Consider the following 25,621-nt stretch of genomic DNA (forward strand, 5'->3'; position numbering starts at 1 on the left):
GGTCACTACAGCGGGCTGTACCACCGACCGGGCAGTGGACGGTATCGCCCCGGTCGCCGTGCCGCCCGACGCTCGTCGACATGAACATCTCATCGTGGGTGACGGCGATGCTGGTCGCCGCCATGACGGCCTGCGGCGTCGACCAGGACACCGATCAGCGGGCCGAGCTGCAGCGCGACGCCGACGCCATCCGCGACCTCGGCGTCACCGGCGTGCAAGCCCGGCTGATCATGGAGAACGGCGAGCACGTGGTCGTCACGAGCGGCGTCGCCGATACCGTCGGCAACGGGCCGGTCGACCCCGACGGGTACTTCCGGATCGGCAGCGACACGAAGCCGTTCGTGGCCACGGTGGCGCTGCAGCTGATGGGCGAAGGCAAGCTCGCCCTCGACGACACCGTGGAGGAGCACCTGCCGGGAGTGGTGTCCGGTAACGGCAACGACGGCAGCCTCATCACCATCCGGCACCTGCTGCAGCACACCAGCGGCATTCACGACGACTACCCCGGTTTCGACACGCCCGAGCAGTACCGGGAAGGGCGGTTCGACCCCTACCCGCCGGGGGAGCTGGTGGCGCGTGCCATGAGCCACCCTCCGGACTTCGTGCCCGGGACGCGCTGGGCCTACAGCAACACCGGTTACCTGCTGCTCGCGATGATCATCGAGCGGGTCACCGGTCGCCAGTGGCACGAGGAGGCCGACGCACGGATCGCGCGGCCGCTCGGCCTCGAGCACACGTTCTTCCCCGGCGACACGCCCGGTCTTCCCACCCCGCACGCCCGCGGTTACCAGCGGTTCGTGCCCGGCGGCGAGCTGGTGGACGTCACCGAGCTCATCGACTGGAACGCGTCGGGCGGTCTGATCTCCTCCACCGCCGACCTCAACCTGTTCTTCCGCGCTCTGCTGGACGGCACGCTGTTGGAGCCTGCGTTTCTGGCCGAGATGCAGCGGACGGTGCCGGTCGACGAGCAGGTGGAGCAGCTGTGGCCGGGCGGCCGCTACGGGCTGGGCCTGCGGATGCGGCCGCTGCCGTGCGGCGGTGTCTACTGGGGCCACGGCGGCGGCGGATCCGGGTACATGACCGAGGACGGCATCACGTCGGACGGGCGGCGCGGCGTGGTCGTGTCCATGTCCAGCACGCTCTCGGATTCCTTCGAGAGCCTCGTCCGCCAGCAGCAGGCTGCCGACGCGCTGGTCGAACACGCCCTATGTGCTTGATCGGGCCTCGGCGAACCGGAGCCGGATCCGGGCTCCGCCGAGCGCCGCACGCTCGACGTGGATCGTGCCGCCGGTCGCCTCCACCGCGTCGCGGGCGATGGGGAGGCCGAGTCCGGTGCCGCCGCCCATGCTCACGCCCCGGCTCAGCGCGGCGGCCGGGTCGGAGACGCCGAGCCCCGCGTCGTCCACGACGAGGCTGACCCACCCGGCGTGGCGGACCACCGTGACGGCGAACGGGGCGCCGGCGGGGGTGTAGCGGAAGACGTTGCCCAGCAGCGCGTCGACGACGGCGGCGAGGTCGTCCGCGGACAGCGCGATCACGGCGGGGGGTTCGGCGACGAGCGTGCACGGCCGGCCGCCGTGCTGGGCGAGCGCCGACCAGAAGGCCATCCGGCGCCGCACCACCTCGGCCACGTCGCAGCGGGCGGGCCCGTCGGTTGTGGGCGTGGCGCGGATGAGCGCGTCCACGTCGTTCTCCAGTGAGGCGACGGTCTGCCTCACGCGTTCCGCGGCCGGGCCGTCGCCGATCCCGCCCGCGTCGAGGGCCAGCGCGGTGAGCGGGGTGCGCAGGCGGTGCGACAGGTCGGCGGCCAGCTTGCGTTCGCGGCTGCGGGCCTCGGCGAACCGCGCCGTCAGCGAAGCGAGGGCAGTGGCGATGGCAGCGGTCTCGGGCACCGCCGTCGGACGGGGCGCCGGTGGATGGTCGTCGTCGTGCCCGATCGCCTCGGTGCCCGCGGCGAGCTCGGCCAGTTCGGCGACCACCGGACGCACCCGGCGGGCCGCCAGGACGGCACCCGCGGCCGCGGCCAGCGCGCCCACGCCGAGCAGCAGCGCCGCGAGCCCCAGCTCGGCCGACCCGGGCGCGAGGCCGGGCACGAACACCTCGACGGTGGCCGCGCCCGCGGCCCGGACCACCACCGTCCCGCCCTCGAACGGCACCTCGGCAGGTGGGATCACCGCCCGAGGAGCGAGCTGGGACGATCCGACCGTCGTGCCGTCGACGTGCACGGCGAGCCTGCCCTCACGGCCCGCCGGCGTGCGCGCGATGCCGCGCAACAGGGCCTCGCGGTCCGACGTGACCTCGGCGAGGCTGACGAGCGCCGCGAGGTCGGTCTCCGACGCGGTGCGCAACCGGTCGCGCTCGTCGAGCAGGTGCACGACCAGCGCCGTGGCCGTGACGGCCGCGACGGCGGCAGCGACCGTCGCGAGGATCAGGCGGACGACGAGGCGCTGCACGGATCGATCAGCTTGACGCCCACCCCGCGGACCGTGTGCACGTACCGCGGGTTGGCCGCGGTCTCACCGAGCTTGCGGCGCAGCCACGACACGTGCACGTCGATGGTCGGGTCCAGGTTCAGCCTCGGCTGGTGCCACACCTCACGGGCCAGCTCCTCCTTCGACACGACCCTCCCGCACCGGGCCGCGAGGTAGGCGAGCAGGTCGAACAGCCTGCGGGAGAGGTCGACCGGGTTTCCGCCCAGGGTCACGACCCGCCGGACCTCGTCGATGACCAGGTCGGCGACCTTGATCGGCTCGTCGTCGTCGGGCGCTGCGACCTTGGACCGGCGCAGGACGGCGCCGACCCTGGCGGTCAGGACGTTGCTGGAGAACGGCTTGGCGATGAAGTCGTCCGCGCCCTCGTTGAGCAGCTGCACGAGCGTCGCCTCGTCGGTCCGGGCGGTCGCGATGATCACCGGCACATCCTTGTTGACCCCGCGCAGCATGGGCAGTGCCTTGACTCCGTCCAGGTCCGGCAGGCTCAGGTCCAGCACGACGAGGTCGTGGTCCTTGCTGACGGTGCCCAGGGCGTCGAGAGCGGTGCCGACCGGCTGCACGACGTGTCCGGCGTCGCGCAGCGCCTCCGTCATCGCCCTCCGGACGGCGTGGTCGTCCTCGACCAGCAACACCAGCGCCATGTACGCACCGTAGACCACCTGCTACCCGCTTCACGCGGATCTACGGGCTCATTGAGATCGCCTTACGATGCGAGCCTCGGCGAGGTCGACGGGAGCATCGTGGCGGGCATCGAGTTGGACCGCGTCAGCAAGGTCTATCCCGACGGCACGCGCGCGGTCACCGACCTGTCGATCGACGTCATGGACGGCGAGTTCCTCGTGGTGGTCGGCCCGTCCGGCTGCGGCAAGACCACCGCGCTGCGGATGATCGCCGGGCTGGAGCGGATCAGCGACGGCGAGGTGCGCATCGACGGCGAGGTCGTGAACACGGTGCCGGCCCGCGACCGGGACGTGGCGATGGTGTTCCAGTCCTACGCGCTCTACCCGCACCTCACGGTGTTCGACAACATCGCGTTCGGCCTCACGCTGCGCAAGATGCCGCGTGACGTCGTCGAACGCCGCGTCCGCGAGGTGGCCGAGGTGCTGGAGCTCACCGAGCACCTGCGGCGCAAGCCCCGCCACCTGTCCGGCGGCCAGCGGCAGCGGGTGGCGATGGGGCGGGCGATCGTGCGCGAGCCGCGCGCGTTCCTCATGGACGAGCCGCTGTCGAACCTCGACGCGAAGCTCCGCGTGCAGATGCGTGCACAGATCGCCCGGATCCAGCGCGACCTGGGGGTCACCACGGTCTACGTCACGCACGACCAGACGGAGGCGATGACGCTCGGCGACCGGGTCGCGGTCATGCGCACGGGCGAGCTGCAGCAGATCGCGTCCCCGCAGGAGCTCTACGACGAGCCGGTCGACATGTCGGTGGCCGCGTTCATCGGGTCGCCCGCGATGAACATGGTGATCGCCGAGTTCGACGTCGACGACGACGGCCGGGCCACGGTCGCATTCGGCGGGCACCGGCTCGTCGTGCCGGAGATCGTGCTGCGCAGGCGGCCCGCGCTCGTGGGCTACGCCGGCAGGCGGCTCGTACTCGGTATCCGGCCGGAGGACATGGACGACGCCGCGGTCGTCGACGGCCCCGACGGCACCACACTCGACTCGGTGGTGGACCTGGTGGAGGCGATGGGCGCCGACGTGATGGTGCACTTCCCCATCGACGCCGAGCAGGCCCGCACCGAGGAGCACGAGACGCTCGACCGGGAGTCCGGCCGCCTGCGCGCGGCGGGCGGCGGGGCCCTGCTCGTCGGCCGGTTCAGCCCGCGCACCCGGATCTTCGAGGGCCAGCCGATCACGGTCCGCGTCGACACAGAGGGCCTGCACTTCTTCGACCGTGGCACCGGCCTCTCGATCCGGCGGTGACGGATGCGCGGGAAGAGGTGCCTCGCCGGGCTGGTGACGGCCGTCCTCGTCGCGGCGGGGTGCGGTGGTCCCGAACCGGTGTCTGCCCGGCCCGGCCCGCTCGCCGGGCAACGGATCGAGGTCATCGCGGTGTGGTCGGACGAGGAGCAGGCGGCGTTCGAGCAGGTGCTCGACGCCTTCGAGGAGCACACCGGCGCGTCCGTCACGTACGTCTCGGGCGGCGACGAGGTGCCCACTGTGCTCGCCACGCGGCTCGCCGGTGGGTCGCCCCCGGACATCGCGGGTATCGCGCAGCCCGCGCTGGTGCGCACGCTGGCCCGCGCCGGGTCGCTCGTGCCGATCGACCCCGGCACCGAGTCCGTGATCGACGCCCAGTTCGCGCCGGTCTGGAAGGAGCTGGGCACGGTCGACGGAAACCTCTACGGGTTCGTGTTCAAGGCCGCGAACAAGTCCACGGTCTGGTACGACGCGCGGCAGCTCGGACCCGGCTTCGTGCCGCCGCGGACGTGGGACGAGTTCGTCGAGACGCTGCGGAAGCTGTCCGACACCGGAGACACCCCGCTCTCGGTCGGCGGCGCCGACGGCTGGACCCTCACCGACTGGTTCGAGAACGTCTACCTCCAGACCGCGGGCGGCCCGATGTACGACCGCCTCGCGCGTCACGAGATCCCGTGGACCGACGAGTCGGTGCGCAAGGCCCTCCAGACGCTCGGCCGCGTGTTCCGCCCCGAGTACCTGCCCGGCGGGATCTCGAGCGCCCTGCAGACCGAGTTCACCGAGTCGGTCGTGGACGTCTTCGGCGAGGTCCCGAAGGCCTCGATCGTGTTCGAGGCCGACTTCGTGGCCGGGGCGATCACGGAGAGCACCTCGGCGAGGGTGGGGGCCGACGCCCGGGTGTTCCCCTTCCCGCGGATCGGGCCCGTGTCGTCCGTGGTGAGTGGCGGCGACACCCTGGTAGCCCTCACCGACGAGCCGGGCACACATGCGCTCATGCGGTTCCTCGCGAGTTCGGAGGCGGCCTCGATCTGGGCGGCCAAGGGCGGGTTCGTCTCGCCGAACCGGGAGGTCGAGCTGGGGGAGTACCCCGACGACAGCACCCGCGAGATCGCCGAGGAGCTGGTCGGGGCGGAGAACCTGCGCTTCGACATGTCCGACCTGATGCCGAGCGCGTTCGGCGCCACCCGCGGCGACGGCTTCTGGCGCGCGATGCAGGACTACCTCGCCGACCCGGCACAGATCGATGCGATCCTCGCCGAGCTCGAGGCCGAGGCCACCTCCGCCTACCAGCGCGGTGACTCGTGACGGCAAAACCGGCAGGCTCGATGTCGGGTGGCAGCCCCCGCATCGCCGCGCTCTTCCTGACGCCCGCGCTCCTGCTCGTGGTCGTCTTCCTCGTCTACCCGACGGCCTACTCGCTCGTGCGGAGCTTTTTCGACGCCCGCGGCACCGAGTTCGTCGGCGTCGAGAACTACGTCACCGCGTTCACTGACGACCGCACGCTCGTCGCACTGCGCAACAGCGTGATCTGGGTCCTCGTCGCCCCGACGCTCGTGACCACGATCGGGCTGGTGCTCGCCGTGCTCACCGAGAAGATCCGGTGGGCAACGGCGTTCCGGCTGGTGATGTTCATGCCGCTCGCGATCTCGCTGGTCGCGTCCGGGATCATCTTCCGGCTGGTCTACGAGGAGGACCCGGACCGCGGGGTCGTCAACGCGGTCGTGGTGTCGGTGCACGACGTGCTGACCCCGGCCTCGCGGTACCCGGGAGTTCGCCCACGGGAGGACGGCGGGCTCGTCGTCGGACCGGACGGTGCGCTCGTGACAGCCGAGCCGGTCGGCGCGCATGGCGCGGTCGGCCTGCCGATCACCGGCTTCGACCCCGTCGACCTGCCGAAGCGGGCCGCCGCCGCGGTGCCGCCGGAGCCCGGCGCGGGACTGCGTGGCCTGGTCTGGCTGGACGTCGGCGGAACAGCGGACCGCACCGGCGAGGTGGACGCGGGTGAGCGCGGGATGCCCGGCATCGCCGTCGAGGTGCTGGAGGGGGACCGGGTCGTCGCCACCACGACCACCGGTGACGACGGACGGTTCACCGTGCCCGACCTCGTCGGTGGGCCCTACGCCGTCCGGTTGCCGGCCGCGAACTTCGCCGAGCCGTTCCGGGGGCTGACCTGGCTCGGTCCCGTGCTGGTCACGCCCGTTGTGATCACGGCGTGGCTGTGGATCATGTCCGGCTTCGCGATGACGCTGATCGTTGCCGGGCTGGCGAGCATCCCGCGCGACGCCCTCGAGGCGGCGCGGGTGGACGGCGCCACCGAATGGCAGGTGTTCCGGCGCGTGACGGTCCCGCTGCTCTCGCCGGTGCTGCTCGTCGTGTTCGTCACGTTGGTGATCAACGTGCTGAAGGTGTTCGACCTGGTCTTCGTCATCGCGCCGGGCTCGGTGCAGGAGGAGGCGAACGTGCTCGCCCTGCAGGTGTGGCAGGTGGCGTTCGGGGCGGGCGGCGGCGACCAGGGGCTGGGCAGCGCGCTCGCCGTGCTGCTGTTCCTGCTCGTGGTGCCGGCGATGGTGTTCAACATCAGGCGGTCGAGGGGGGACCGCTCGTGACGAGACACGTCATCGCCCGGCTGGGCGGTCCGATCGTCAGGGGCGTGCTGGTCGCCGTCGCGCTCGTCTGGATGTTCCCGGTGGTCGGCCTGCTCGTGGCGTCCCTGCGACCGGAGGCGAACAACGCGCGCAGCGGCTGGTGGACGGTCTTCACCGCGCCCGCGCAGCTCACGCTCGCCAACTACGCCGACCTCATGGCCGACCGCGCCGTGCTCGGCTCCCTGTGGAACACCGTGCTGATCGCCGTGCCGTCCACCGCGCTCGTGGTGGTCTTCGGCGCATGCGCGGCGTACGCGCTGGCCTGGATCGAGTTCCCGGGCCGGGACGTCGTGACGATCGGCGTCGTCGCGCTGTTGGTGGTCCCCGTCCAGGTGGCGCTCGTCCCGGTGGCCAAGCTGCTCGGCGGCATCGGCCTGTACGGCTCGATCCCCGGGGTCGTGGCGTTCCACGTCGCGTTCGGGATGCCGTTCGCGGTGTTCCTGCTGCGCAACTCGTTCGTCGGGATCCCGCGCGACCTGCTCGAGGCCGCCCGGCTCGACGGCGGGCGCGAATTTCGCATCTTCTGGCGATTGGTGCTGCCGATCTCGCGGCCCGCCGTCGCGGCGCTCGCGACCTTCCAGTTCCTCTGGGTCTGGAACGATCTGCTCGTCGCGCTCGTTTTCGCCGACGAGGGCTCCGCCCCGATCACGGTGGCCCTCCGCAGCCAGCTGCGGCAGTTCGGCAGCAACGTCGACGTTCTGGCGAGCGGTGCGTTCGTCTCGATGATCGTGCCGCTCGTCGTGTTCTTCGCCTTCCAGCGCGCCTTCGTGCAAGGGGTACTGGCGGGGTCGACGAAGTGATCGCGGAACCCCTGCTGCACGATGATCCGAGCTCGCTCCCCGAACCATGGAGGTCCCGCTGATGTCGACCGGTCGTGTCTTCGCCGTCGAGCCGTGGGTGGTGCGGGAGCCGCGACTGGACCTGGACCGGATGGGCCAGGTCGAGTCGGTGTTCGCGCTGTCCAACGGGCACATCGGCCTGCGGGGCAACCTCGACGAGGGCGAGCCGTACGCGATGCCCGGGACGTACCTGAACTCGTTCTACGAGCGGCGGCCGCTGCCGTACGCGGAAGGCGGGTACGGCTACCCCGAGTCCGGGCAGACGATCATCAACGTCACCAACGGCAAGCTGATCCGGCTGCTGGTGGAGGACGAGCCGTTCGACCTGCGCTACGGGCGGCTTCGGCGCCACGAACGGGTCCTCGATCTGCGCGCCGGCACGCTGTCGCGGGACGTGGAGTGGGAGTCACCTGCCGGACGGGTCGTGCGGGTGCGGTCCACCCGGCTGGTGTCGCTCACCCAGCGCGCGATCGCCGCGATCGAGTACGAGGTGGAGGTCGTCGACGCGCCCGCCCTCGTCGTGCTGCAGTCCGAGCTGGTGGCCAACGAGCAGCTGCCCAGCCGCAACGAGGCCGACCCGCGCGTCGAAGCGGCGCTCACGGACCCGCTGGTCGCCGAGCAGCACGGGGGCGCCGGTGCGGGCGCGTACCTGATCCACAGCACCCGCCGCTCCGGCCTGCAGGTGGCCGCGGCGATGGACCACGAGCTGCACGGCCCGGAGACCGCCGAGGTCACCTCCGAGGCGGCCGAGGACATCGCCCGCACCACCGTGATCGCCCGCCTCGAGCCCGGCAAGCCGTTGCGGCTGGTGAAGTACCTGGCATACGGCTGGTCGTCGCGCCGGTCGCTGCCTGCGCTGCACGACCAGGTGCGGGCCGCGCTCGCCGCCGCCCGCTACACCGGCTGGGAGGGGCTCGCGGCCGAGCAGCGGGGCTACCTCGACGACTTCTGGGAGACCGCGGACGTCGAGATCGACGGTGACGCCGAGCTGCAGCAGGCCGTGCGGGTGGCCACCTTCCACGTGCTGCAGGCGGGCGCGCGGGCGGAGCGGCGGGCGATCGGGGCCAAGGGCCTCACGGGCGAGGGCTACGACGGGCACACCTTCTGGGACACCGAGACCTTCTGCCTGCCGGTGCTCGCGCACCTGGCGCCCCACGCCGCCGCGGACGCGCTGCGGTGGCGGCAGTCGATCCTTCCCCAGGCCTACGAGCGCGCCGAGCAGCTCGGGCTGGGCGGCGCCGCGTTCCCGTGGCGCACGATCCGCGGCCAGGAGTGTTCGGGGTACTGGCCGGCGGGCACGGCGGCGTTCCACATCAACGCCGACATCGCCGACTCCGTCCGCCGCTACGTACTGGCGACCGGGGACGTGGTGTTCGAGCGGGAGGTGGGCCTGGAGCTGCTGGTGGCCACCGCGCGGTTGTGGCGCTCGCTCGGGCACCACGACTCGGCGGGGGAGTTCCGCATCGACGGGGTGACCGGGCCGGACGAGTACACCGCGATCGTCGACAACAACGTCTACACCAACCTCATGGCGCAGCAGAACCTCCGCTACGCCGCCGACGTCGCCGCCCGCAACGCCCGCGCCGCCGCCCGCTTCGGCGTCGACGCGGAGGAGATGGCCAGCTGGCGCGACGCGGCGAAGTCCATGCGGATCCCGTACGACGACGTGCTGGGCGTGCACCCGCAGGCCGAGGGGTTCACCTCGCACGCGGTGTGGGACTTCGAGAACACGCCGCGGGAGAAGTACCCGCTGCTGTTGCACGTGCCGTATTTCGACCTGTACCGCAAGCAGGTGATCAAGCAGGCGGATCTGGTGCTGGCGATGCAGCTGCGGCCGGACGCGTTCAGTCCGGAGCAGATGCGGCGCAACTTCGCCTACTACGAGGCGCTGACGGTGCGGGACTCGTCGCTGTCGGCGTGCACGCAGGCGGTGGTGGCGGCGTGGACCGGGCACCTGGATCTGGCTTACGACTACCTGGCAGAGGCCGCGCTGGTGGATCTGGACGATCTGGCCGGTAACTCCGATCACGGGGTGCACATCGCGTCGATGGCCGGCACCTGGACGGCGGTGGTCTCGGGGTTCGGTGGGATGCGGATGGACGAGGCGGGGATCACCTTCGCGCCGCGGCTGCCTCCCGCGCTGTCGCGGATCTCGTTCGGGCTCCGGTGGCAGGGCCGGCAGTTGCGGGTGGAGATCCGGCCGGACGAGGTGGAGTACCGCCTGGTCTCCGGGCCGCCGATGCGCCTGCGCCACCACGGCGAGGCCATCGCGCTCGACGGCGAGCCGCAGGTCCTCCCGCTCCCGGCCCTCGAGCCGGTGGAGGCGGTGGAGCAGCCCCACGGCCGCGCGCCCCGCTCCCGGCGCTCCGGGAACGGCACCCGCCGCACGTTCCCCGAGATCGCGATGCCGCAGGCCGTGGTGCCGGGGGTTGCGGAGGAGCCGCTGCGGCAGACGGGGTGAGTCACCACCTGCGTGTCGAGATCCCCTTTGCTGCAGCTGCGGGGCCTCCTGGCGGCGCCGCGCATTGTGCGGGGCCGCCAGGAGGCGGTGTCGCCCGGATCTCCTTGGGCTCCCCGCACCCGGTGTGGGCTCACGCACCCGTTCTGGGTCCATGCGGCCGGTCGACGGGTCGCGTGGAGCGACAAGGGGCGCGTCAGCGCCGGTGATCATTCCGAGCTGCTCATAATCGTCCGGTCGAGGGCCGGGAGGTGCATCTAGCGCCGATCATGGGCCGTAATGGCCTCTTGATCGGTATTTCGGCGCGTTCCCGGTCGTTTTTCGCCCGTTTTCGCGCCGAAGCCTTGATCATGCCCGCGAAGCCGGCCTTCGGTGGCGCCGCGCGCCCTCCGGGCAGGCCTCCGGCCTGCCCGCGAAGTTTGCCCGGAGGGGTCGCAGAGGCTCGCCTGTCAAGGGTCGCGAAGCGATCGCGAAGCGACGCCGTAGGCGCCCTTGACAGGTGAGGGGCGGCCCCGCACGATGCGCGGCGCCACCGAAGGCCCTACGGAAGACCGCCACCGAGGGCCCTGCCTGTCACGGAACGGGTTCGAGCCGCCACCGCTGACAGTCGCCGTTCCAGTAGGGCCACGCATCGGCGTCGGCGCCAGGACCGGCGGAGCAGCCCCGGACGTCGAGAGCACGACCGCTGCCCGCCGGAGTAACCCGGTAGGAGCCGCCGCCGAGCGGGTCGAGGTACCAGCGTTGGCAGTCCCTTCCCGAGTACGTGCCGAGGACGACGTCGACACCGTTCGCGCCCGCGCACTCCGCGAGGTCGAGTGACTTGCCGCTGTACCGATCGGTGATCTTGTATGTACCGTCGGACAGGGCCTCGACGCGCCATTGCTGACACAGCATGCCGGAGTACCGCGACACCACGTCGGCGCCACCGGCGCCGTCGGTCGAACAGTCATTCACGGACAGGGCGTTGCCGGCGTTGTTCTCGGGCGTGAGGCGGTAATGGCCGTCGGGCACGGTGTCCGCACCGGGGTCGCCGGATGGCAGTGTGATGTTCTCCCAGGTGGCTGCCGGCACGCCGAAGTCCGGTGTGCCATCCGCGTTCCAGTACACCTTCTGGATGTGAGCGGTGCGCCGCTCCTCACAGTCGCCATCCGGCCGGCCGTCGGAAGTGGTGACGGCGTGATAGGCCGTCCAGGTCTCGGTTCCGTCCGGCGAGCTGAAGAAGCTGTTGTGGCCAGGGCCGAAGACCCAGTTCGCATCCGACCGGCTGAATATCGGCTCGGATGACTTGGTCCAGGAGTTCGGGTCGGTCGGCGGCCCGGCGTTGTAGGTGAGCAAACCCAGGGCGTAGTCCGGGGTGTCGCAGTTGCTACCGGAGTAGGTCACGAACAGCCGCCCGTTGTGCCACAGCGCCGCCGGACCTTCGTTGCCGGGCGCGTGTTTCCGTTCCCAATCGTATTCGGACCTGCTGATCACGCTGGGTGGGCCGCTGATCGTCCAGGGGTCGCTCATCGGCGCGATCAGGATCCGCTGCTCGCGGCCCGGCGGGACGTCCGACCACATCATGTACAGCGAGCCGTCCGGCATCCTCAACAGCGATCCATCGATGGAGAACCAGTTGTTGGTCTGCAACTCGCCCTTGAAGTGGTACGGGCCGAGCGGATCCGCGCTTTGGCTCTCCAGCACGTACATCCGCTGATCCCAGAGCCTGTCCGCGGAGGCGTTGTAGTACAGGTACCAGCGCCCGTTCACGAGATGCAGTTCGGGTGCCCAGATGTGCTCGTCACGGGTGGGGTCGTCGGGACGCCACACGGTGTGTTCCGGGGTTGCGGCAAGACCGGTGACCGACTCGTCTGTCCAGAAGGAAATGCGGTCGGTCTGCGTCGCAAGCAGATAGTACGCGCCCTCGTGATAGAACATGAATGGGTCTGGGGCATTGCTGCGGATCGGATTCCGAAACGTTGTCGGTGCCGCTGGTTGCGGCTCCTGCAACGCGACCGAAGCATGCGCGGGCGTAACCGCAAGAATGCTGGTCAACAGCATCAGCTCGACGATCACCACGATCTCGAGTCGACGCACAAAACTCCCCCTGAGTTCGGCTCGTACCGGCTGCGGCGCAACGGGGCAGACCGTAGTGGCGGGCGCATTGCCTCGCAACGCGCGGCGTGGCCACGGTGCTCAGCTCCCGCGGCGGCCCCTCCTGCGGCGCCGCTGCGGTTCCGGTTCTGGATCGGGTGGCGCCGGCGCGAGGGCCAGTTGCGAGGCTTGACGGCTCAGGACCTCGAGGTTGGCACGCACATCGCTGTGGGCGGGGTCGAGAGCGACCTGCTCGGCCACCTCCGCGGCCTGCGACACCGCGTCGGCGAACGCGGTACGGGCGGCGTCCAGGCGTTGGGCGATGCGCTTGGCCGGCTCCTCGCGCACCCGGAACCGGAACCACGCCGGCTCGATCGAGTCGCCGACGATCGCCAGCCTGCGCACGGCATCGAGCTCGACGTCGAGCCGCTGTGCGATCTCGCCAAGCCACGTGCGCGCGGGCCCGGCCGGCAGCGCGTAGGTGATCCGGCGGAACCGCGCCACCGATCCCGCGCAGTGGCCGACGTACCCGTTCCAGTAGCGGGACAGGCTGGGAGGTGGGGCGGAGCGTCGGCGCACGGTGACAGAGTGCCGCATGGGTATTCGCCCCACCGCGGGGAGTGCTCGGCTGAAACGGACGAACCCCGGAACCTAACCGACGAACGCGCCGTTCGTCGGAACCAGGTGCGCCTCGGGTGTCTGCGCCGTGAGCGTCGACCTCGTGACGGACGCGGCGTGCGGGGTCAGCAACGAGGCCAGGTGCGCGGCGGCGTCCGTGAGCCGCTCGGCCGGGACGTCGGCACTCACGCGCTCCAGCATGAAGACCGCGGCGGCCGTGTCCTCCCGCACCCGCGTGCGGTGGGCGTCGCGGTGGTTCCAATGCCGGGTGAGCACCTCGGTGCCCTGCGCGTAGACGATCTCCCCGGCGGCGGGTGTCTCCAGCTCGTCGGGCTCGCCGAGGGGCGTGAACCCGTCGTCGACCGTGGCGGGCCGGATCTCCACGTGCGCGTCCAGCCGATCGAGGTCGAACGCGCCCGCCGGCACCGCGAACCGCACGGACGTGGCGTTGTAGGCGTCGACCGCGCCGTTGACGCGGGGGAGCCTGCCCTGCCGCACCAGGCGGCGCAGCAGCGCGTCGACGCTGGGACGGGTGCGGCGCGGGTTGGTGCCGAACGCGCGGTAGGCCGCGTGCCACGACGCGATCGCCGGGTCGTCCTCGGACCAGGTGATGGCACCGGCGGCGGCATCCGCCTCGGCGGCGGACAGCGCGGTCTCTGCCTCCGCCCACTGTGGAGCGTTGTCGAGGCCGGTGGCCACGACCAGCTCCACGCGCAGGTCGGGGAACCGGGCCTGGACATCGGTGTGCACGGCGAGGGTGGGCACGTGCCGACGCTACCGGGCCGCGCCTCGCAGCTCGTGGTGGCGGGCCTTGAGACCGGCGTCCTTGTTGAGCGGGTCGTGCGCCTCGTCGGGTTCGACGCTGTGCGCGATCCCGACGTCGTTGAGCACGCGGAACATCTTGACGAGGTGGGCGATGCGGGCCTCCTGTGCATCAACGGGGCGCTGTGCCCCGCTCGCCAGTGCCAGCGTGGCGTCGACGCAGCGCACCTCGCCGTGCAGGTCGGCCTGCTGCAGCACGTCGACCATCCGCCTGCGCAGCTCTGTCGGGGGTAGCCCGATCCACTGTGGGACCGAGCGCGCGTCGAGCGGGAAGAGGCTGCCGCGCTGCTCGAGGTAGATCAGCTCGACGGCGTAGAGGTGTCCGGTGGAGCAGTAGCGGCAGCCGTTGAAGAGCGAGATGAGGGTGCAGGCCAGATGGGTGCGCAGCGGGCCGAGGATGCGCAGCGTGCGTTCGTACCGTGGCATGTTGCGCACGAACCAGCCGAGCGCCGGCCATGCGCCCAGCCGGGCGACGATCGGAGCCATCAGGCGGGGCGGGAATCCCCACAGCTGTTGACCGATCCGCTCCAGCACGCGGACCGCGAATCGATCCGATCCACGCCCGGCCATGGCCCACTCCTGACTCACGGTGACGTGCATGTTACTCGCACGTGCACCTGCACGAGTGGCCTGTTTCGGTCCGTGATGAGCAGAATGCGCTGCGTGAAATGGCGGTAGAACGGTCAGGCCAAATGGCTCACCGCGCGGCGGGCGCCGATCCGGGCGGCGAGGTCGAACGCGTTGCGGATCGAGCCGGTGTTCGCCGCCCTGCGGCCAACGAGGTCGAACGCGGTGCCGTGGGCCGGCGTGCAGATGGGCACGCGCAGCCCGCCCGCCATGGTCACGCCGCCGTCGAAGCCGATCAGCTTCATCGCGATCTGCCCCTGGTCGTGGTACATCGTGAGGATCCCGTCGAACTCCTCCCGGCGCAGGAAGATCGTGTCGGACGGGAACGGGCCTGCCGCGTCCATGCCCTCGGCCTGCAGCTCCGCCACGGCAGGGGCGATGATGTCGATCTCGTGACGGCCGAACCGGCCGCTCTCACCGGCGTGCGGGTTGAGCGCGCAGACGCCGATGCGCGGCGCGGCGATGCCGGAGTCCCGCAGCACGGTGTGCAGCAGCCGTCCGGCGCCGAGCACGTTCTCGCGGGTGATGCCGTCCGCGACCTCGGCGATCGAGACGTGCGATGTGACCCGGGCCGTCCAGATCGTCGGCAGGACGTTGAGCTCGCAGGTGTAGGCCTCCGCCCCGAGGATCGACTCGAACCAGCGCAGCTCGTCCTTCTCCCGCATGCCCGCCAGGTGCAGCGAGGACTTGTTCAGCGGCGCGAACAGGATCGCGTCGACCTCGCCCGCGTCGGCCAGCCCCAGCGCGACCCGCAGGTTGCTCATCGCCCACCGCCCGCCCGCCTCGGTGGCGACCTTCCGTTCGAAGGTGCCGGGGCGCGCCGCCCCGTTGTCGTGCAGGCGGGGCAGGCCCGCCTCGCCGTAGGAGAACTCGACGCCCGCGTCGTCCTGCGCGTCTGCGAGCTCGCGCTCGTCGGAGATCAGCACGATGTCGGCCGTCTCCGTCGTACTGGGGTCGGCGAGCAGTCGGGCGACGAGCTCCGGGCCGATCCCGGCCGGGTCGCCGAGGGTGACGGCGATCCTGGGCTTGTCGGTCATGAGTTCCCTCCGGTCGGAACGGTTTCGCGGGTGCCGCGGCCACGGACGGCCGAGACGATCGGTGGGCCTGCCACCAGCGCCACCGCCGCCAGCAGGACGACGACGGCGGCGGGGCTCGTCAGCACGAGGCTCGCGACACCGTCGTCGCCCGCAAGCGCCGAGGTCTGCACGAGGGCCTTCTCGAACAACGGGCCGATCACGAGCCCGAGCACGAGTGGCGCAACGGGCAGGTTGAGGCGCTTCATCGCATAGCCCACCACACCGAACACGAGCACCACCCAGATGCTGAACATGCTGGTCTTCACCGAGTAGGCGCCGAGCAGGCTCGTGGCGATGATCAGCGGGTATAGGTAGGCGTAGCGCACGCGCAGCAGCTGCGCGAACACCGGCGCGAGCGGCAGGTTCAGCACCAGCAACATCAGGTTGCCGATGAAGAACGACACGAGCAGACCCCACACGAGCTCGGGCTGGTTCTCGAACAGCAGCGGTCCCGGCTGGATGCCGTAGACCAGCAGCGCGCCGAGCAGCACGGCCGTGGTCGCGCCGCCGGGCACGCCGAGCACCAGCGTGGGCACGAAGTTCGCGTTGGACGCGGCGTTGGTGGCCGCGTCCGGGGCGACGACGCCCTCGATCGCGCCCTTGCCCAGCTCCTTGCGGTGCTTCGAGAAGCGCTTCTCGGCGCCGTAGGCCATGAACGACGCAAGGGTGGTGCCCGCGCCGGGCAGGCAGCCCAGCAGGAAACCCACCACGGTGCCGCGGGCCGTCGGGGCGGCGGCGCGCCGCAGGTCGGCACGGGTGAGGAGCAGGTCCTTGAAGCGCGCACGGATCGGGGCGGCCATGCCGTGGTGGAGCTGGTTGAGCAGCTCGCCCAGCGCGAAAAGCCCGATCATCACCTCGACGAAGGGCACGCCGCCGAACAGGTCCACCTCGCCGAACGTGAAACGGGCGACGCCGCTGCCCACGTCCACGCCGATGCAGGCGATCAGGATCCCGCACAGGCCCATCGCCGCGCCGAGCAGCAGGTTCCGGCCGGAGAACACGACGATGGTGCTCAGGCCGAGGATCATGATCGCGAGCATCTCCGGTGGGCCGAAGTCCAGCGCCAGCCGCGCGAAGAACGGCGCGACGGCCACGAGCACCACGAGCGAGGCCATCGCGGCGACGAACGCGCCGAGCGCCGAGATGGCCAGCGCAGGCCCGGCGCGGCCCTTGCGCGCCATCTGGTAGCCGTCCAGCGTGCTGATCACCGACGACGCCTCGCCTGGCGTCGCGATGAGGATCGCGGTGATCGTCGCGCCGAACTGCGCACCGTGGTAGATCCCCGCGAGCATGATCAGGGCGGTGAGCGGCGAGAACGTCAGTGTGACGGGGATGAGGATTGCGACGCCGGTGGCCGAGCCGAGGCCCGGCAGGATGCCGATCACAGTGCCCAGCAGCACTCCGACGAAGCACCAGAGCACGTTCTCCGGCGTGAGCGCCGACTGGAACCCCAGCAGCAAGTTGTCGATCACAGCAGGCTCCAGACGGCCGGGTCGAACACGCCGTACGGGAGCGGCACCCGCAGCAGCACGACGAAGAGCAGGTGGCCGAGCACTCCGACCCCGGCGGCAACGCCCAGCGACCGCGGCAGCGGCTGGCGCTCGACCACGGCGCACAGGAACAGCGTGAGCAGCGCGAGCGTCGGCAGCAGTCCGGTGATCGGGATCAGCAGCGCGGCGGCGAGCATCGCCGCGAGCACGACGACCAGTTTGCGGCGGGTGCGTTCCGGATCGGGCTCCTCGACGCCCTCCACGACGCCGACCACCTCGTCGTCGCGCTCCGCGCCGGAGCGCACCTCCTGCACCACGAGCGCGACGCCCACCAGCACGAGCAGCAGCCCGGCCGTGCGCGGCAGCACGCCGGCGCCGATCGTGCCGTCGTCGCCCGACCAGTCGTAGGCGAACGAGCCGAGGAAGAACGCCGCGCCCACCGCGATGAGCACCACGCGGCTGACGAGCACCTCGCGCCGCGCCCTCACTTCTCGTCCTCCTCGCGGGGGAAGATCTCCTGCATCTCGCGGTCGTAGCCGTCGAGGAAGGCCGCGAACTCGTCGCCGCTGATGTCGGCGGGGATGAGCAGGTCCTTCGCCAGGTAGGACCGGTAGGTCTCCGACCGCATCGCCTCGTGGATGCGGGCGATCCAGTAGTCGCGCTGCACCGGGGCGATCCCGCCCGCGCCCAGCACCCCGCGCCACATGGTGACCTCGGCGTCCAGACCCTGCTCCTTCGCCGTAGGCACGGTGCCCAGCAGCGGGTCGTCGTAGCGCTGTGGGCTCATCGTGCAGAGCGCGACGAAGTCGCCGCTCTCCAGGTACGGCTTGGCCGCGGCCGCGCTCGCCGGTGCGATCGCGATCTGGCCGCCGAGCAGGGCGGTGAGCACCTCGCCGGTCGAGCCGTACGGCACAACGTCGATCGACGCCCCGGCCTGCGTCAGCTCGTGGACCACGAGCGCGTCGGCCCCGGTTTTGCCGCTCGACCCGGACACGACCCGCGTGCCGGCCGCGGCAGCGGCAACGACGTCGGTGCAGGTCCGATAGGGACTGTCGCGCGGTGCGACGACGATCCGCGAGTCCTTCGCGAACATGACGAGCGGCGTGAAGTCGCGGTAGGTGAACGGCACGTCGTAGACCAGCGGCAGCGTGTTGAGCGCCGTCTCGGCGACGAGCAGGGCGTTGCCGTTGCCCTCCTCGGACAGGAACGTGGCCCAGCCGACGGCCCCCGACCCGCCTTCCTTGTTCTCGACGTTGACGTCGAACCCGGCGTCGAGCTCGTTCAGCGCCTGTGCGATCACGCGGGCCGAGCGGTCGCTGCCGCCGCCGGGCGCGAACGCCACCAGCGCGGAGACCGAGCCCCTCGGGCGCCAGTCGTCGGGGACGGGTGGCCGGGCGCCGTAGAGCGCGCACCCGGAGAGCAGGACGGCCGCGGCCGCTGCCGCCAGCAGCCGCCCGAGCCGTCGGGGGTTGGGCGTCGACATCGTCGTCGGCCTTCCGATCAAAGATCCTATTTGATTCTTGGCCGACGGTAGGTCAGTGGCGGGCCGAGGGCAAGCGATCAGTCCAGACCGCGCGACCGGCTCGCGACCCCCGCAAGGTGCGCGCGCATCGCGGCGGCGGGCGCGGCAGGGTCGCCGGACTCGAACGCAGCGAGGACCGCCGCGTGCTCGGCGACGGCCTGGTCGACGTCGTAGATCTCGTGGTCGATCGTCTGGCGCAGCCGGTGGACGTGGGCGCTCAGCGATTCGGCCATCTGCAGCAGGTACCGGTTGCCGGACCCACGCATGATCACCAGGTGGAAGTTCCAGTCGGCGGCGAAGTACTCCCGCAGGTCGGTGAAGCCCGGCGGCGGCCCCTCCTGGCGCAGCCGCGTGATGCGATGCGCGCTGAGCACGTGGTGGGCGTGCGCGACGCGCAGGTCGGCCAGCAGGTCGGCGTGCCGGGCCACGGACTTCTCGACGGCGGCGAGCTCGATCGCCGCACGCGCGTCGACCAGCTCCTCCATCTGCTCGTCGGACAGCGGGTCGGCGACGCGGTAGCCCTTCAGCGCCACCCTGGACACAAGCCCGGTGTGCTCCATCTGTGCCAACGCCTCCCGGACCGGGGTGGGGGAGACGCCGAGCTGGCGGGCGAGCGAGTCGATGTTGAGCGAGCTGCCGGCCGGGCTCGACCCGTCCATGACGCGCTCGAGGAGCACCTCGTAGACGCTGTCGCGCAGCACGCGCCGGGCGACGGGCCGTCCCGCGGCGTTGGCGATGGCCGGATCTGCGCTCATGACGGGCCAGATTAGCGCAGCGCAAGCCCTGAAGGACGCCGTGCTGTTCCTATAGGATCGACGATCCTTAGATGGGCAGGACGTAGAGGCTGGCCGGGGTCGTGGCGACGGCGAGCGCGGAGAGGGCGATCGCCCAGCGGATCGAGCGGCGGATCGGCGGAGTCGTGCTGTCGAGGCGCGCGATGCGAAGGGCGATCGCGGTGTCCGCGGCCGCGATCGTTCCCGCGGGTGCGGAACGCGCGCCCAGCTCGTCGAAGCGCCGGAGCGCGGCCGTGAGCGGCGCGGGGCCGTGGCGGCGGGCGGCGCGGTCGTCGGCGCACATCTCCACGAGCAGCTCCACGGCCGCGGCCGCGCGGAGCACCGGGCGGATCGGCAGCACGCGGCGCATGGCGTGGAACGGCGCGAGGACGAGGTGGTGGTGGCCGCGCGCATGGGCGTGCTCGTGGGCGAGCACCGCGGCCAGCTCGTGCTCGGTCAGAGCCTCGACGGCACCGGTGCTGACCACCACGCACCCGGCGGGCCCCGGTACGTAGTAGGCCGCGGCGGCGGGGTGGTCGAGCAGGAGCGCGCGGCCATGTGGGGATTGAAACCGCGGGTCGGGTCGTCCGACGAGCCGCAACAACAGGCGATGGCGGGACCTCTGCCGCCACAGCTGCCACGAGCTGTGCGTCTGCGCGCCTACCGCCGCGGCCGCGAGGAGCAGGCCGGCGGCCACGGCGGAGACGTGCACTCCTGTGAGGGGCGGGGTCCGCCCCGTGGCGAGCGCGCCGAGTGCGGGGGCGATGCCGAGGCTGTACGGCTCGAGGCCGGCGCTGAGGAGTAGTCCGACCGCGCCGGTCACGGCGCTGACTGCCGTCGCGTGCCAGAGCAGCAGCGCCAGCCGCGGCGCGCGGACCTGCCAGCGACCCCTGGTAAGCGCCCACGCCGCGCCCGCGGCGATGGCGACGGTCGCGGCGTGGTGGACGACGTAGATCATCGGTCGGGTTCGTCGAGTGCGGCCCGCAGCACCTCCGCGTCGGCCGGGCTCACGGCGCGGGCGAAGCGCACGAGCGCGCCGTCCCGGTCGCCGGTACGGTCCAGCGCGCGCAGCATCAGCTCCGCGACGTAGTCGTCGCGCGAGGCCGCGGGGGAGTAGTGCCAGGTGCGGTCGATGTTGACGCGAGTGACGACCTGCTTGCGGGTGAGCCGTTCGAGCACGGTCTTCACGGTCGTGTACGCGAGCTCGGGGTCGCCGATCGAGCGCAGCACCACCCGCGCGGAGGCCGGTTCCTGGTGCGCCCACAGTGCGGTCATCACGTCCTGTTCGAGCTCGCCCCGTGCCCTGCCCACCGGATCATCCTCGCACCCCCTCCGTCGCACTTGCTTCTACATGTTGTAGTGCTACCTTTTGTAGCATGATTCGCACCCCATCCCCGTGCGGCCCGCCGCGCTGGATGTTCTTGCCGGACGGAGTCGACGGCTGGCTCGTCACCCGGTACGCCGACGCGCGCGCCGTGCTGGCGGACCCGCGCTTCGTCCGCGACCCGGCGCGGGTGGCCGGGCTGCGCGGGCTCCCGGCGCCCCGCGGCGGCCGGGCGCCGACCCTCCTGCACCTGGACGCCCCCGAGCACACCCGGGTGCGCAGGGAGGTGAACCCGGCGTTCACGGCCCGGCGGGCAGAACTGCACGGCTCGCTGATCGACGGGCTGGCGTCGACGCTTGTCGAGCGCTGCCAGGGATCGGGACGCGCCGACCTGGTGTGCGACCTCGCGGTGCCGCTCGCGGTGGCCGTGCTCTGCGAGGTCGCAGGCCTCCCGGCGGGGGACCACGCCCGGTTCGGCCCATGGGTCCGGCAGGTTCATCGGATCGACGGCGGGGCCGAGGCCGGCAGGCGGACCCTCGAGGCGATCGACGCGCTCGACCGCTACCTGCGGGAACGGATAGCCGACGGAGTCATGGGCGAGCTCGTGGCCGCGGAACGGCTCACCGAGGACGAGGTGCTCGCGCTCGGCCGTGACCTCCTCGTCGGTGGGTACGAGAGCACGGCGAACCTGATCTCCGGCGGGCTCGCCCTGCTGCTCGCGGAGCCGGACCGGTACGAGCGGCTGCGCCGTGATCCGGGTCTGGTCGACGCGGTGGTCGAGGAGTGCCTGCGCCAGGTGGCGCCGTTCCCGCTGCTGGAAGCGCGGTACGCGGCCGAGGAGGTGAAGATCGGGGGAGCGGTGTTCGCCCCCGGCGACGCCGTGGTGGTCGATGTTGCCGCGGCCAACCGCGACCCGGACCGGTTCGCCGCGGGGAGCGGCTGGGACCCGAACGGCGCCACCGGGCACCTGTCGTTCGGACACGGTGCACACCACTGCCTCGGCGCGGTGCTCGCCCGACGGGAGGCGCGGGCCGCGTTCCGGGCCGTGCTCGCCTTCTCCGACCTCCGGATCGACTGCCGGCCGGACGACCTCGTGTGGGAGCCCGGGTTCTCCCCGACGCTGCGCGCCTTGCCCGTGCGATTCACGCCCCGAGCCGATGCCTGATCTCCTCGCGTTCCCCGGGCCGGTGGCGTGCCTCGTCGTGCTCGTCCTGCTCGCGGTCGAGTCCGGCCTGCTCGTCGGGGTCCTGCTACCCGGCGACTCGCTGCTGTTCGGCGCGGGCCTGCTCGTGGGTACCGGCCGGATCGACGTGCCGATCGCCGTGCTGGCCGCGTCCGCGTGGCTCGGCGCCGTCCTCGGCGACGCTCTCGGGTACAGCATCGGCCGCTGGCTCGGCCGTCCGTGGGGCCACCGCGGCTGGAGCAGGCGGTTCGTCGATGCGGCCGAACGGATGTACGCGCGCCACGGCTGGTTCGCCGTGGTGATCTGCCGATGGTTCCCCGGCGTCAGGGCGGTCGTGCCGACCCTTGCAGGCGTCGGGCGGATGCACCTGGTCGCCTTCGCCCTCGCGAACGCGACCGGTGCCCTGCTGTGGGCCGTCGGGATGGTCCTGCTCGGCTACGCCGCGGCCGCGGTGCCGCAGGTGCGCGACGTCGCCCTCTGGGCAATGGCCGTGAGCATCGCGCTCACCGTCGCGTACGGCATCGCGGCCGCGGTGCGGGGCCGTCAGGCGAACACGTCGCTCACGTAGCGGGCGTGCTCGTGCTGCATCCGGTCCAGCCAGGCCTCGGCCTCCTCCGCGGACGCGCCCGCCACCTCGCGGTAGATCCGCACGCAGGTGTCGTAGACGGCGGGGGCCATGCGCCTGCCGTCGCCGCAGACGTAGAACGTGGCGCCCTGCTCGACCAGCTCGACGACGCGGTCGCGGTCGGCCCACAGCCGGTCCTGGACGTACGTGACCCCGTCGGTCGGGGCCTCCGAGTAGGCGGGGTGCACCTCGACGATGCCGTCGCGGGCCCACGTGCCGAGCTCGTCGCGGTAGAGGTGGTCGACGTCCGGGTGGTCGCAGCCGAAGAACAGCAGTGCGGGAGCAGGCGCGACGCCCTCGGCCTGCGCGCGCAGCGCCCTGTCCTGCAGGAACCCGCGGAACGGGGCGAGCCCGGTGCCGGCGCAGACCATGACGATCGGTGTCTCGAGGGACTCGGGCGGGTGGAAGCCGACGTTCGACGACCGGACGGTGACGGCCACCCTGGTGCCGGGCCGGGCCTGCGCCAGGTAGGTCGACGCGGCCCCCTCGAAGACGCCGTTGCCGGACAGGGCGGGGGCCTTGACCACGGCGAGGGTCAGCGTGACGTGGTCCGGGTTCCACTGCGGCGACGAGGAGATCGAGTACCGGCGCGGGGTGAGCGGGGAGAGCATCTGCAGGAAGGTCGAGAACGCGAGCTGGCTCGCCGGGTACCGCTCGAGCAGGTCCAGCACGCCGACCCGCTTGTCCAGCACGTCCGTCGTGTAGGCGGCGCCGGTGAGCGCCTCGAGCTCCTTCTTGTGCGGAGGGCACACGGTGGCGTCGGCGATCTCCGCGATCTGCGTGCGGGTGGCGGGCTGGGCCAGCTCGACGTAGCTGGACAGCAGCTCGCCTGCGCTCACCGGGGTGCCGGTGGGCAGGAACGTCCGCGTGCCCTCGCCGACCCGGATGACGACGTTGCTGTCGTAGGCGAGCCCGAACCGGGCCAGTGCCCGGTCGACGAGCGCCGCCGGGTTGAGCGGCAGGACCGCGAGGTAGTCGCCCGTGCGGTAGGTCATGTCCGCCGGGAGCGCGATCTCGACGTGCCGCTTGGAGCGCGCGTTCGGCGCGGACATGTCCACCAGCTCGCGGTTGGCGACCACGGTGCCCAGCTGCAGCTCGTTCTGGCGCAGGATCGGGTCGCGCACGGCGCCGACGAACTCGACCTCCAGCAGCGGGGACGGCGCCGGCGCCTGCGTGGTCTGCCCGAACTCCGCGCCGACGGGCCCCCAGAACCCCGCGTACCAGTCCTCGAAGTCGCCGAAGAAGTCGCCGCGCGCATTGGCCTCGCCGCGTTCGACCAGCCGCTTCGCGCCGGCCAGGGCAAGCTGCTCGTCGATGGCCTTCGGGATCGCCTGGTAGGTGCGGGCCCAGTCCTTGTTGCCGTTGCCGAACACCGCGTACCGGACCCCGTCGAGGGAGCCCGCGGGCAGGCCGTGCACCCACTGCACGAACGACCGCGCGTTGTCCGGCGGCTGCCCTTCGTACGAGGAACACACGATGATCACGGCGCCGTCGGTGGGCAGGTGGCCCGCGCTGCCGTCGAGGGTGTCCACGCCTCCGCTGTAGCCGCGGCGGCGCGCGTCGTTGGCGATGCGCTGGGCGAACGCCTCCGACGTGCCGGCGTTGGAGCCGTAGAGCACGCGGATCGGGATGCCGTTCGCCGTGGCTGCCGGGGCGCGTTGCCCCTGTGCAACCTCCTCCGAACGGCCGGCGTCGATGGTGGTGGCGCGGCGGCGGGCGTGGACGTAGAGGCCGTGGGGCTTGATGGTCAACGTCTGCTGGACGTCCAGCCGGTAGTTCGGGTCCGCCGCGGTGATGTCGAAGCGCTGCAGCATCATCGCGAGGAACAGCGTGGCCTCCTGCAGCGCGAACCCGCGCCCGATGCAGGAGCGCTGCCCGTTGCCGAACGGCTTCCACGCGTTGGGTGGCAGCTGCTCGGCCCGGTCGAAGGCGAACCGGTCGGGGTCGTACACCTCCGGCCAGTCCCACACCGCCGGGTCGCGGTGCAGCTGCGGGATCAGCACGAGCAGCGTCTCGTCCGTGCGGACCGGGTAGCGGCCGCCGATCACGGTGTCCTCGCGGGGCTGCACCGCGAACGCGGGCGCGGTGGGCCACAGCCGCAGCGACTCCTTCAGGATCCGGTCGAGGTGGTCGAGTTTCACCAGGTCCTCGAACCGGGGCGCCCGGTTGCCGAGCACCTCGTCGACGTGCGCCTTGGCCTTCGCCAGTACCTCCGGGTTCCGCAGCAGCTCGTAGATCGTGAACGTCAGCAGGCCGCTGGTGGTCTCGTGCCCCGCGATGAGGAACGTGACGAGCTGGTAGCGCACGTTCTCGTCCGATAGCCGTTCCCCGGTCTGCGGGTCGGAGGCCTCGAGCATCGTGTCGAGGATGTCGTGCTCACCGTCGGGCAGCGGGTGGCGGCGGCGATCGGCGATCAGCTGGTCGGCGATCTCGAACATCAGCCGCTTGTCCTCGTCGTACTGGTGGCGGGTGCGCAGCATCAGCTTGGTCTGCAGGGGAAGCCGCTCACCCCGCTCGCCCGACTCAACGAGTGACCGGACCATCGCCCCGACGAACGGGTGCATCTGGTCGCCGTACATGCTGTTGAAGCGGTAGCTGAACGAGCAGAGCGCGATCGTGTCGAGCGTGAGCCGGGTGGTGTTGTCGCCGACGTCGATGCGGTGCGCCGGGCCCTGCCGCTCCCACTTCAGCAGCAGCTGCTCGGCGATGTCGGTCATGCCGTCGAACATCGTCCGCAACGCGGCCGGGCCGAACGCCGGCATCAACACGCGGTGTGCCGCGCCCCAGTTCGGCTCCTGCGTCTCGGCCGTGAACAGGCCGTCCCCCGCGAAGTCGCGCACGTTCTGCAGCGACCGGTGCAGTTTCTTGTCGAACCGCCGCTCGTCGCACAGCTCGTCCACCAGTTCCTGGGAGCTCACCACCACCAGGTTCTCGCCGGGCAGCTCGAGGCGGTAGATCGGCCCGTACCGCTCCGCCAGCTCCATCAGGCCGAAGATGCCCTTGTCGGCATCGACGTCGATCAGGTTGCCGAGCAAGGGGAGCGGCCTTGGCTGCGGGATGAGCTCGGTCGGCGCGGACATCGGACGGAACCTCCGGACGGCGAGACGGTGTCACGGCCGAGTGTCCGGC

At 71.6% G+C, this 25,621-nt stretch carries 22 protein-coding genes; 8 read left to right on the top strand and 14 right to left on the bottom strand.

What is annotated here, in order from left to right; all coding sequences use genetic code 11:
- The first annotated feature begins 80 nt into the window (after positions 1 to 80).
- Positions 81 to 1,217: a serine hydrolase gene (locus tag K1T35_RS09245; protein WP_220259746.1), complete on the top strand. Its 1,137-nt coding sequence runs from the start codon at positions 81 to 83 to the stop codon at positions 1,215 to 1,217.
- Here K1T35_RS09245 and K1T35_RS09250 read toward each other — a convergent pair.
- Positions 1,206 to 2,453, bottom strand: a complete 1,248-nt coding sequence (locus K1T35_RS09250; RefSeq protein WP_220259747.1) for a HAMP domain-containing sensor histidine kinase — start codon at positions 2,451 to 2,453, stop codon at positions 1,206 to 1,208. The genes K1T35_RS09245 and K1T35_RS09250 overlap by 12 nt on opposite strands.
- The gene (locus K1T35_RS09255) at positions 2,429 to 3,133 is read right to left on the bottom strand and encodes a response regulator transcription factor (protein WP_220259748.1); all 705 of its coding nucleotides are present in this window, start codon (positions 3,131 to 3,133) and stop codon (positions 2,429 to 2,431) included. Before K1T35_RS09255 ends, K1T35_RS09250 begins: the two co-directional genes overlap by 25 nt.
- A gap of 99 nt (positions 3,134 to 3,232) precedes the next feature.
- Between K1T35_RS09255 and K1T35_RS09260 the strand changes: the two genes are divergently transcribed.
- The 5 genes from K1T35_RS09260 (at position 3,233) to K1T35_RS09280 (ending at position 10,362) form a co-directional block, all read left to right on the top strand.
- Positions 3,233 to 4,420 (top strand): ABC transporter ATP-binding protein, encoded by a 1,188-nt coding sequence (locus K1T35_RS09260; protein WP_220259749.1) that lies wholly within the window; start codon positions 3,233 to 3,235, stop codon positions 4,418 to 4,420.
- A 3-nt stretch (positions 4,421 to 4,423) separates the two neighbouring features.
- Positions 4,424 to 5,722, top strand: a complete 1,299-nt coding sequence (locus K1T35_RS09265; RefSeq protein WP_220259750.1) for an ABC transporter substrate-binding protein — start codon at positions 4,424 to 4,426, stop codon at positions 5,720 to 5,722.
- Positions 5,719 to 7,023, top strand: coding sequence for an ABC transporter permease subunit (locus K1T35_RS09270; protein WP_255621726.1), 1,305 nt, complete (start codon positions 5,719 to 5,721; stop codon positions 7,021 to 7,023). The genes K1T35_RS09265 and K1T35_RS09270 overlap by 4 nt, the downstream gene beginning before the upstream one ends.
- Positions 7,020 to 7,862: a carbohydrate ABC transporter permease gene (locus K1T35_RS09275; protein ID WP_255621727.1), complete on the top strand. Its 843-nt coding sequence runs from the start codon at positions 7,020 to 7,022 to the stop codon at positions 7,860 to 7,862. The genes K1T35_RS09270 and K1T35_RS09275 overlap by 4 nt, the downstream gene beginning before the upstream one ends.
- 61 nt (positions 7,863 to 7,923) lie before the next feature.
- Entirely contained in the window at positions 7,924 to 10,362 is a 2,439-nt protein-coding gene (locus K1T35_RS09280) for a glycoside hydrolase family 65 protein (RefSeq protein ID WP_220259751.1), read from the top strand.
- A 570-nt stretch (positions 10,363 to 10,932) separates the two neighbouring features.
- Here K1T35_RS09280 and K1T35_RS09285 read toward each other — a convergent pair.
- From K1T35_RS09285 to K1T35_RS09335, 11 genes are all read right to left on the bottom strand, one after another.
- A complete protein-coding gene (locus K1T35_RS09285) occupies positions 10,933 to 12,417 on the bottom strand; it encodes a family 43 glycosylhydrolase (protein WP_220259752.1) in 1,485 nt (494 codons plus the stop codon).
- Positions 12,418 to 12,534: 117 nt separating this feature from the next.
- On the bottom strand, positions 12,535 to 13,011 hold the full coding sequence (locus K1T35_RS09290; protein ID WP_220259753.1) for a hypothetical protein: 477 nt from the start codon (positions 13,009 to 13,011) through the stop codon (positions 12,535 to 12,537).
- Between the two features lie 72 nt (positions 13,012 to 13,083).
- Complete coding sequence (locus K1T35_RS09295) at positions 13,084 to 13,815, bottom strand: B3/4 domain-containing protein (protein WP_220259754.1); 732 nt, start codon at positions 13,813 to 13,815, stop codon at positions 13,084 to 13,086.
- A 9-nt stretch (positions 13,816 to 13,824) separates the two neighbouring features.
- On the bottom strand, positions 13,825 to 14,442 hold the full coding sequence (locus tag K1T35_RS09300; RefSeq protein WP_220259755.1) for a hypothetical protein: 618 nt from the start codon (positions 14,440 to 14,442) through the stop codon (positions 13,825 to 13,827).
- Between the two features lie 113 nt (positions 14,443 to 14,555).
- Complete coding sequence (locus K1T35_RS09305) at positions 14,556 to 15,536, bottom strand: 4-hydroxythreonine-4-phosphate dehydrogenase PdxA (RefSeq protein ID WP_220259756.1); 981 nt, start codon at positions 15,534 to 15,536, stop codon at positions 14,556 to 14,558.
- On the bottom strand, positions 15,533 to 17,047 hold the full coding sequence (locus K1T35_RS09310) for a tripartite tricarboxylate transporter permease (protein ID WP_220259757.1): 1,515 nt from the start codon (positions 17,045 to 17,047) through the stop codon (positions 15,533 to 15,535). Before K1T35_RS09310 ends, K1T35_RS09305 begins: the two co-directional genes overlap by 4 nt.
- Positions 17,044 to 17,553, bottom strand: a complete 510-nt coding sequence (locus K1T35_RS09315) for a tripartite tricarboxylate transporter TctB family protein (protein WP_220259758.1) — start codon at positions 17,551 to 17,553, stop codon at positions 17,044 to 17,046. The genes K1T35_RS09310 and K1T35_RS09315 overlap by 4 nt, the downstream gene beginning before the upstream one ends.
- A complete protein-coding gene (locus K1T35_RS09320) occupies positions 17,550 to 18,548 on the bottom strand; it encodes a tripartite tricarboxylate transporter substrate binding protein (RefSeq protein ID WP_220259759.1) in 999 nt (332 codons plus the stop codon). Before K1T35_RS09320 ends, K1T35_RS09315 begins: the two co-directional genes overlap by 4 nt.
- A 77-nt stretch (positions 18,549 to 18,625) precedes the next feature.
- Positions 18,626 to 19,342, bottom strand: coding sequence for a GntR family transcriptional regulator (locus K1T35_RS09325; protein ID WP_220259760.1), 717 nt, complete (start codon positions 19,340 to 19,342; stop codon positions 18,626 to 18,628).
- A gap of 67 nt (positions 19,343 to 19,409) precedes the next feature.
- A complete protein-coding gene (locus K1T35_RS09330) occupies positions 19,410 to 20,318 on the bottom strand; it encodes a M56 family metallopeptidase (protein ID WP_220259761.1) in 909 nt (302 codons plus the stop codon).
- A complete protein-coding gene (locus tag K1T35_RS09335) occupies positions 20,315 to 20,671 on the bottom strand; it encodes a BlaI/MecI/CopY family transcriptional regulator (RefSeq protein ID WP_220259762.1) in 357 nt (118 codons plus the stop codon). The genes K1T35_RS09330 and K1T35_RS09335 overlap by 4 nt, the downstream gene beginning before the upstream one ends.
- A 65-nt stretch (positions 20,672 to 20,736) precedes the next feature.
- Between K1T35_RS09335 and K1T35_RS09340 the strand changes: the two genes are divergently transcribed.
- Together K1T35_RS09340 and K1T35_RS09345 are read left to right on the top strand one after the other, a co-directional pair.
- Positions 20,737 to 21,849, top strand: coding sequence for a cytochrome P450 (locus K1T35_RS09340; protein WP_220259763.1), 1,113 nt, complete (start codon positions 20,737 to 20,739; stop codon positions 21,847 to 21,849).
- The gene (locus tag K1T35_RS09345; protein ID WP_220259764.1) at positions 21,842 to 22,435 is read left to right on the top strand and encodes a DedA family protein; all 594 of its coding nucleotides are present in this window, start codon (positions 21,842 to 21,844) and stop codon (positions 22,433 to 22,435) included. The genes K1T35_RS09340 and K1T35_RS09345 overlap by 8 nt, the downstream gene beginning before the upstream one ends.
- Here the strand turns inward: K1T35_RS09345 and K1T35_RS09350 are convergent.
- Positions 22,411 to 25,572, bottom strand: a complete 3,162-nt coding sequence (locus K1T35_RS09350) for a bifunctional cytochrome P450/NADPH--P450 reductase (RefSeq protein ID WP_220259765.1) — start codon at positions 25,570 to 25,572, stop codon at positions 22,411 to 22,413. The two genes, K1T35_RS09345 and K1T35_RS09350, sit on opposite strands and share 25 nt — an antisense overlap.
- Between the last annotated feature and the right edge of the window lie 49 nt (positions 25,573 to 25,621).

Source organism: Pseudonocardia sp. DSM 110487 (assembly GCF_019468565.1).
Lineage (GTDB): Bacteria > Actinomycetota > Actinomycetes > Mycobacteriales > Pseudonocardiaceae > Pseudonocardia.

What these genes read in the sequence shown, in the direction of transcription:
- K1T35_RS09325 (WP_220259760.1), bottom strand. Translation starts at nt 19,342, where the DNA reads ATGAGCGCAGATCCGGCCATCGCCAACGCCGCGGGACGGCCCGTCGCC.
- K1T35_RS09340 (WP_220259763.1), top strand. Translation starts at nt 20,737, where the DNA reads ATGATTCGCACCCCATCCCCGTGCGGCCCGCCGCGCTGGATGTTCTTG.
- K1T35_RS09305 (WP_220259756.1), bottom strand. Translation starts at nt 15,536, where the DNA reads ATGACCGACAAGCCCAGGATCGCCGTCACCCTCGGCGACCCGGCCGGG.
- K1T35_RS09280 (WP_220259751.1), top strand. Translation starts at nt 7,924, where the DNA reads ATGTCGACCGGTCGTGTCTTCGCCGTCGAGCCGTGGGTGGTGCGGGAG.
- K1T35_RS09345 (WP_220259764.1), top strand. Translation starts at nt 21,842, where the DNA reads ATGCCTGATCTCCTCGCGTTCCCCGGGCCGGTGGCGTGCCTCGTCGTG.
- K1T35_RS09265 (WP_220259750.1), top strand. Translation starts at nt 4,424, where the DNA reads ATGCGCGGGAAGAGGTGCCTCGCCGGGCTGGTGACGGCCGTCCTCGTC.
- K1T35_RS09300 (WP_220259755.1), bottom strand. Translation starts at nt 14,442, where the DNA reads ATGGCCGGGCGTGGATCGGATCGATTCGCGGTCCGCGTGCTGGAGCGG.
- K1T35_RS09350 (WP_220259765.1), bottom strand. Translation starts at nt 25,572, where the DNA reads ATGTCCGCGCCGACCGAGCTCATCCCGCAGCCAAGGCCGCTCCCCTTG.
- K1T35_RS09330 (WP_220259761.1), bottom strand. Translation starts at nt 20,318, where the DNA reads ATGATCTACGTCGTCCACCACGCCGCGACCGTCGCCATCGCCGCGGGC.
- K1T35_RS09255 (WP_220259748.1), bottom strand. Translation starts at nt 3,133, where the DNA reads ATGGCGCTGGTGTTGCTGGTCGAGGACGACCACGCCGTCCGGAGGGCG.
- K1T35_RS09320 (WP_220259759.1), bottom strand. Translation starts at nt 18,548, where the DNA reads ATGTCGACGCCCAACCCCCGACGGCTCGGGCGGCTGCTGGCGGCAGCG.
- K1T35_RS09245 (WP_220259746.1), top strand. Translation starts at nt 81, where the DNA reads ATGAACATCTCATCGTGGGTGACGGCGATGCTGGTCGCCGCCATGACG.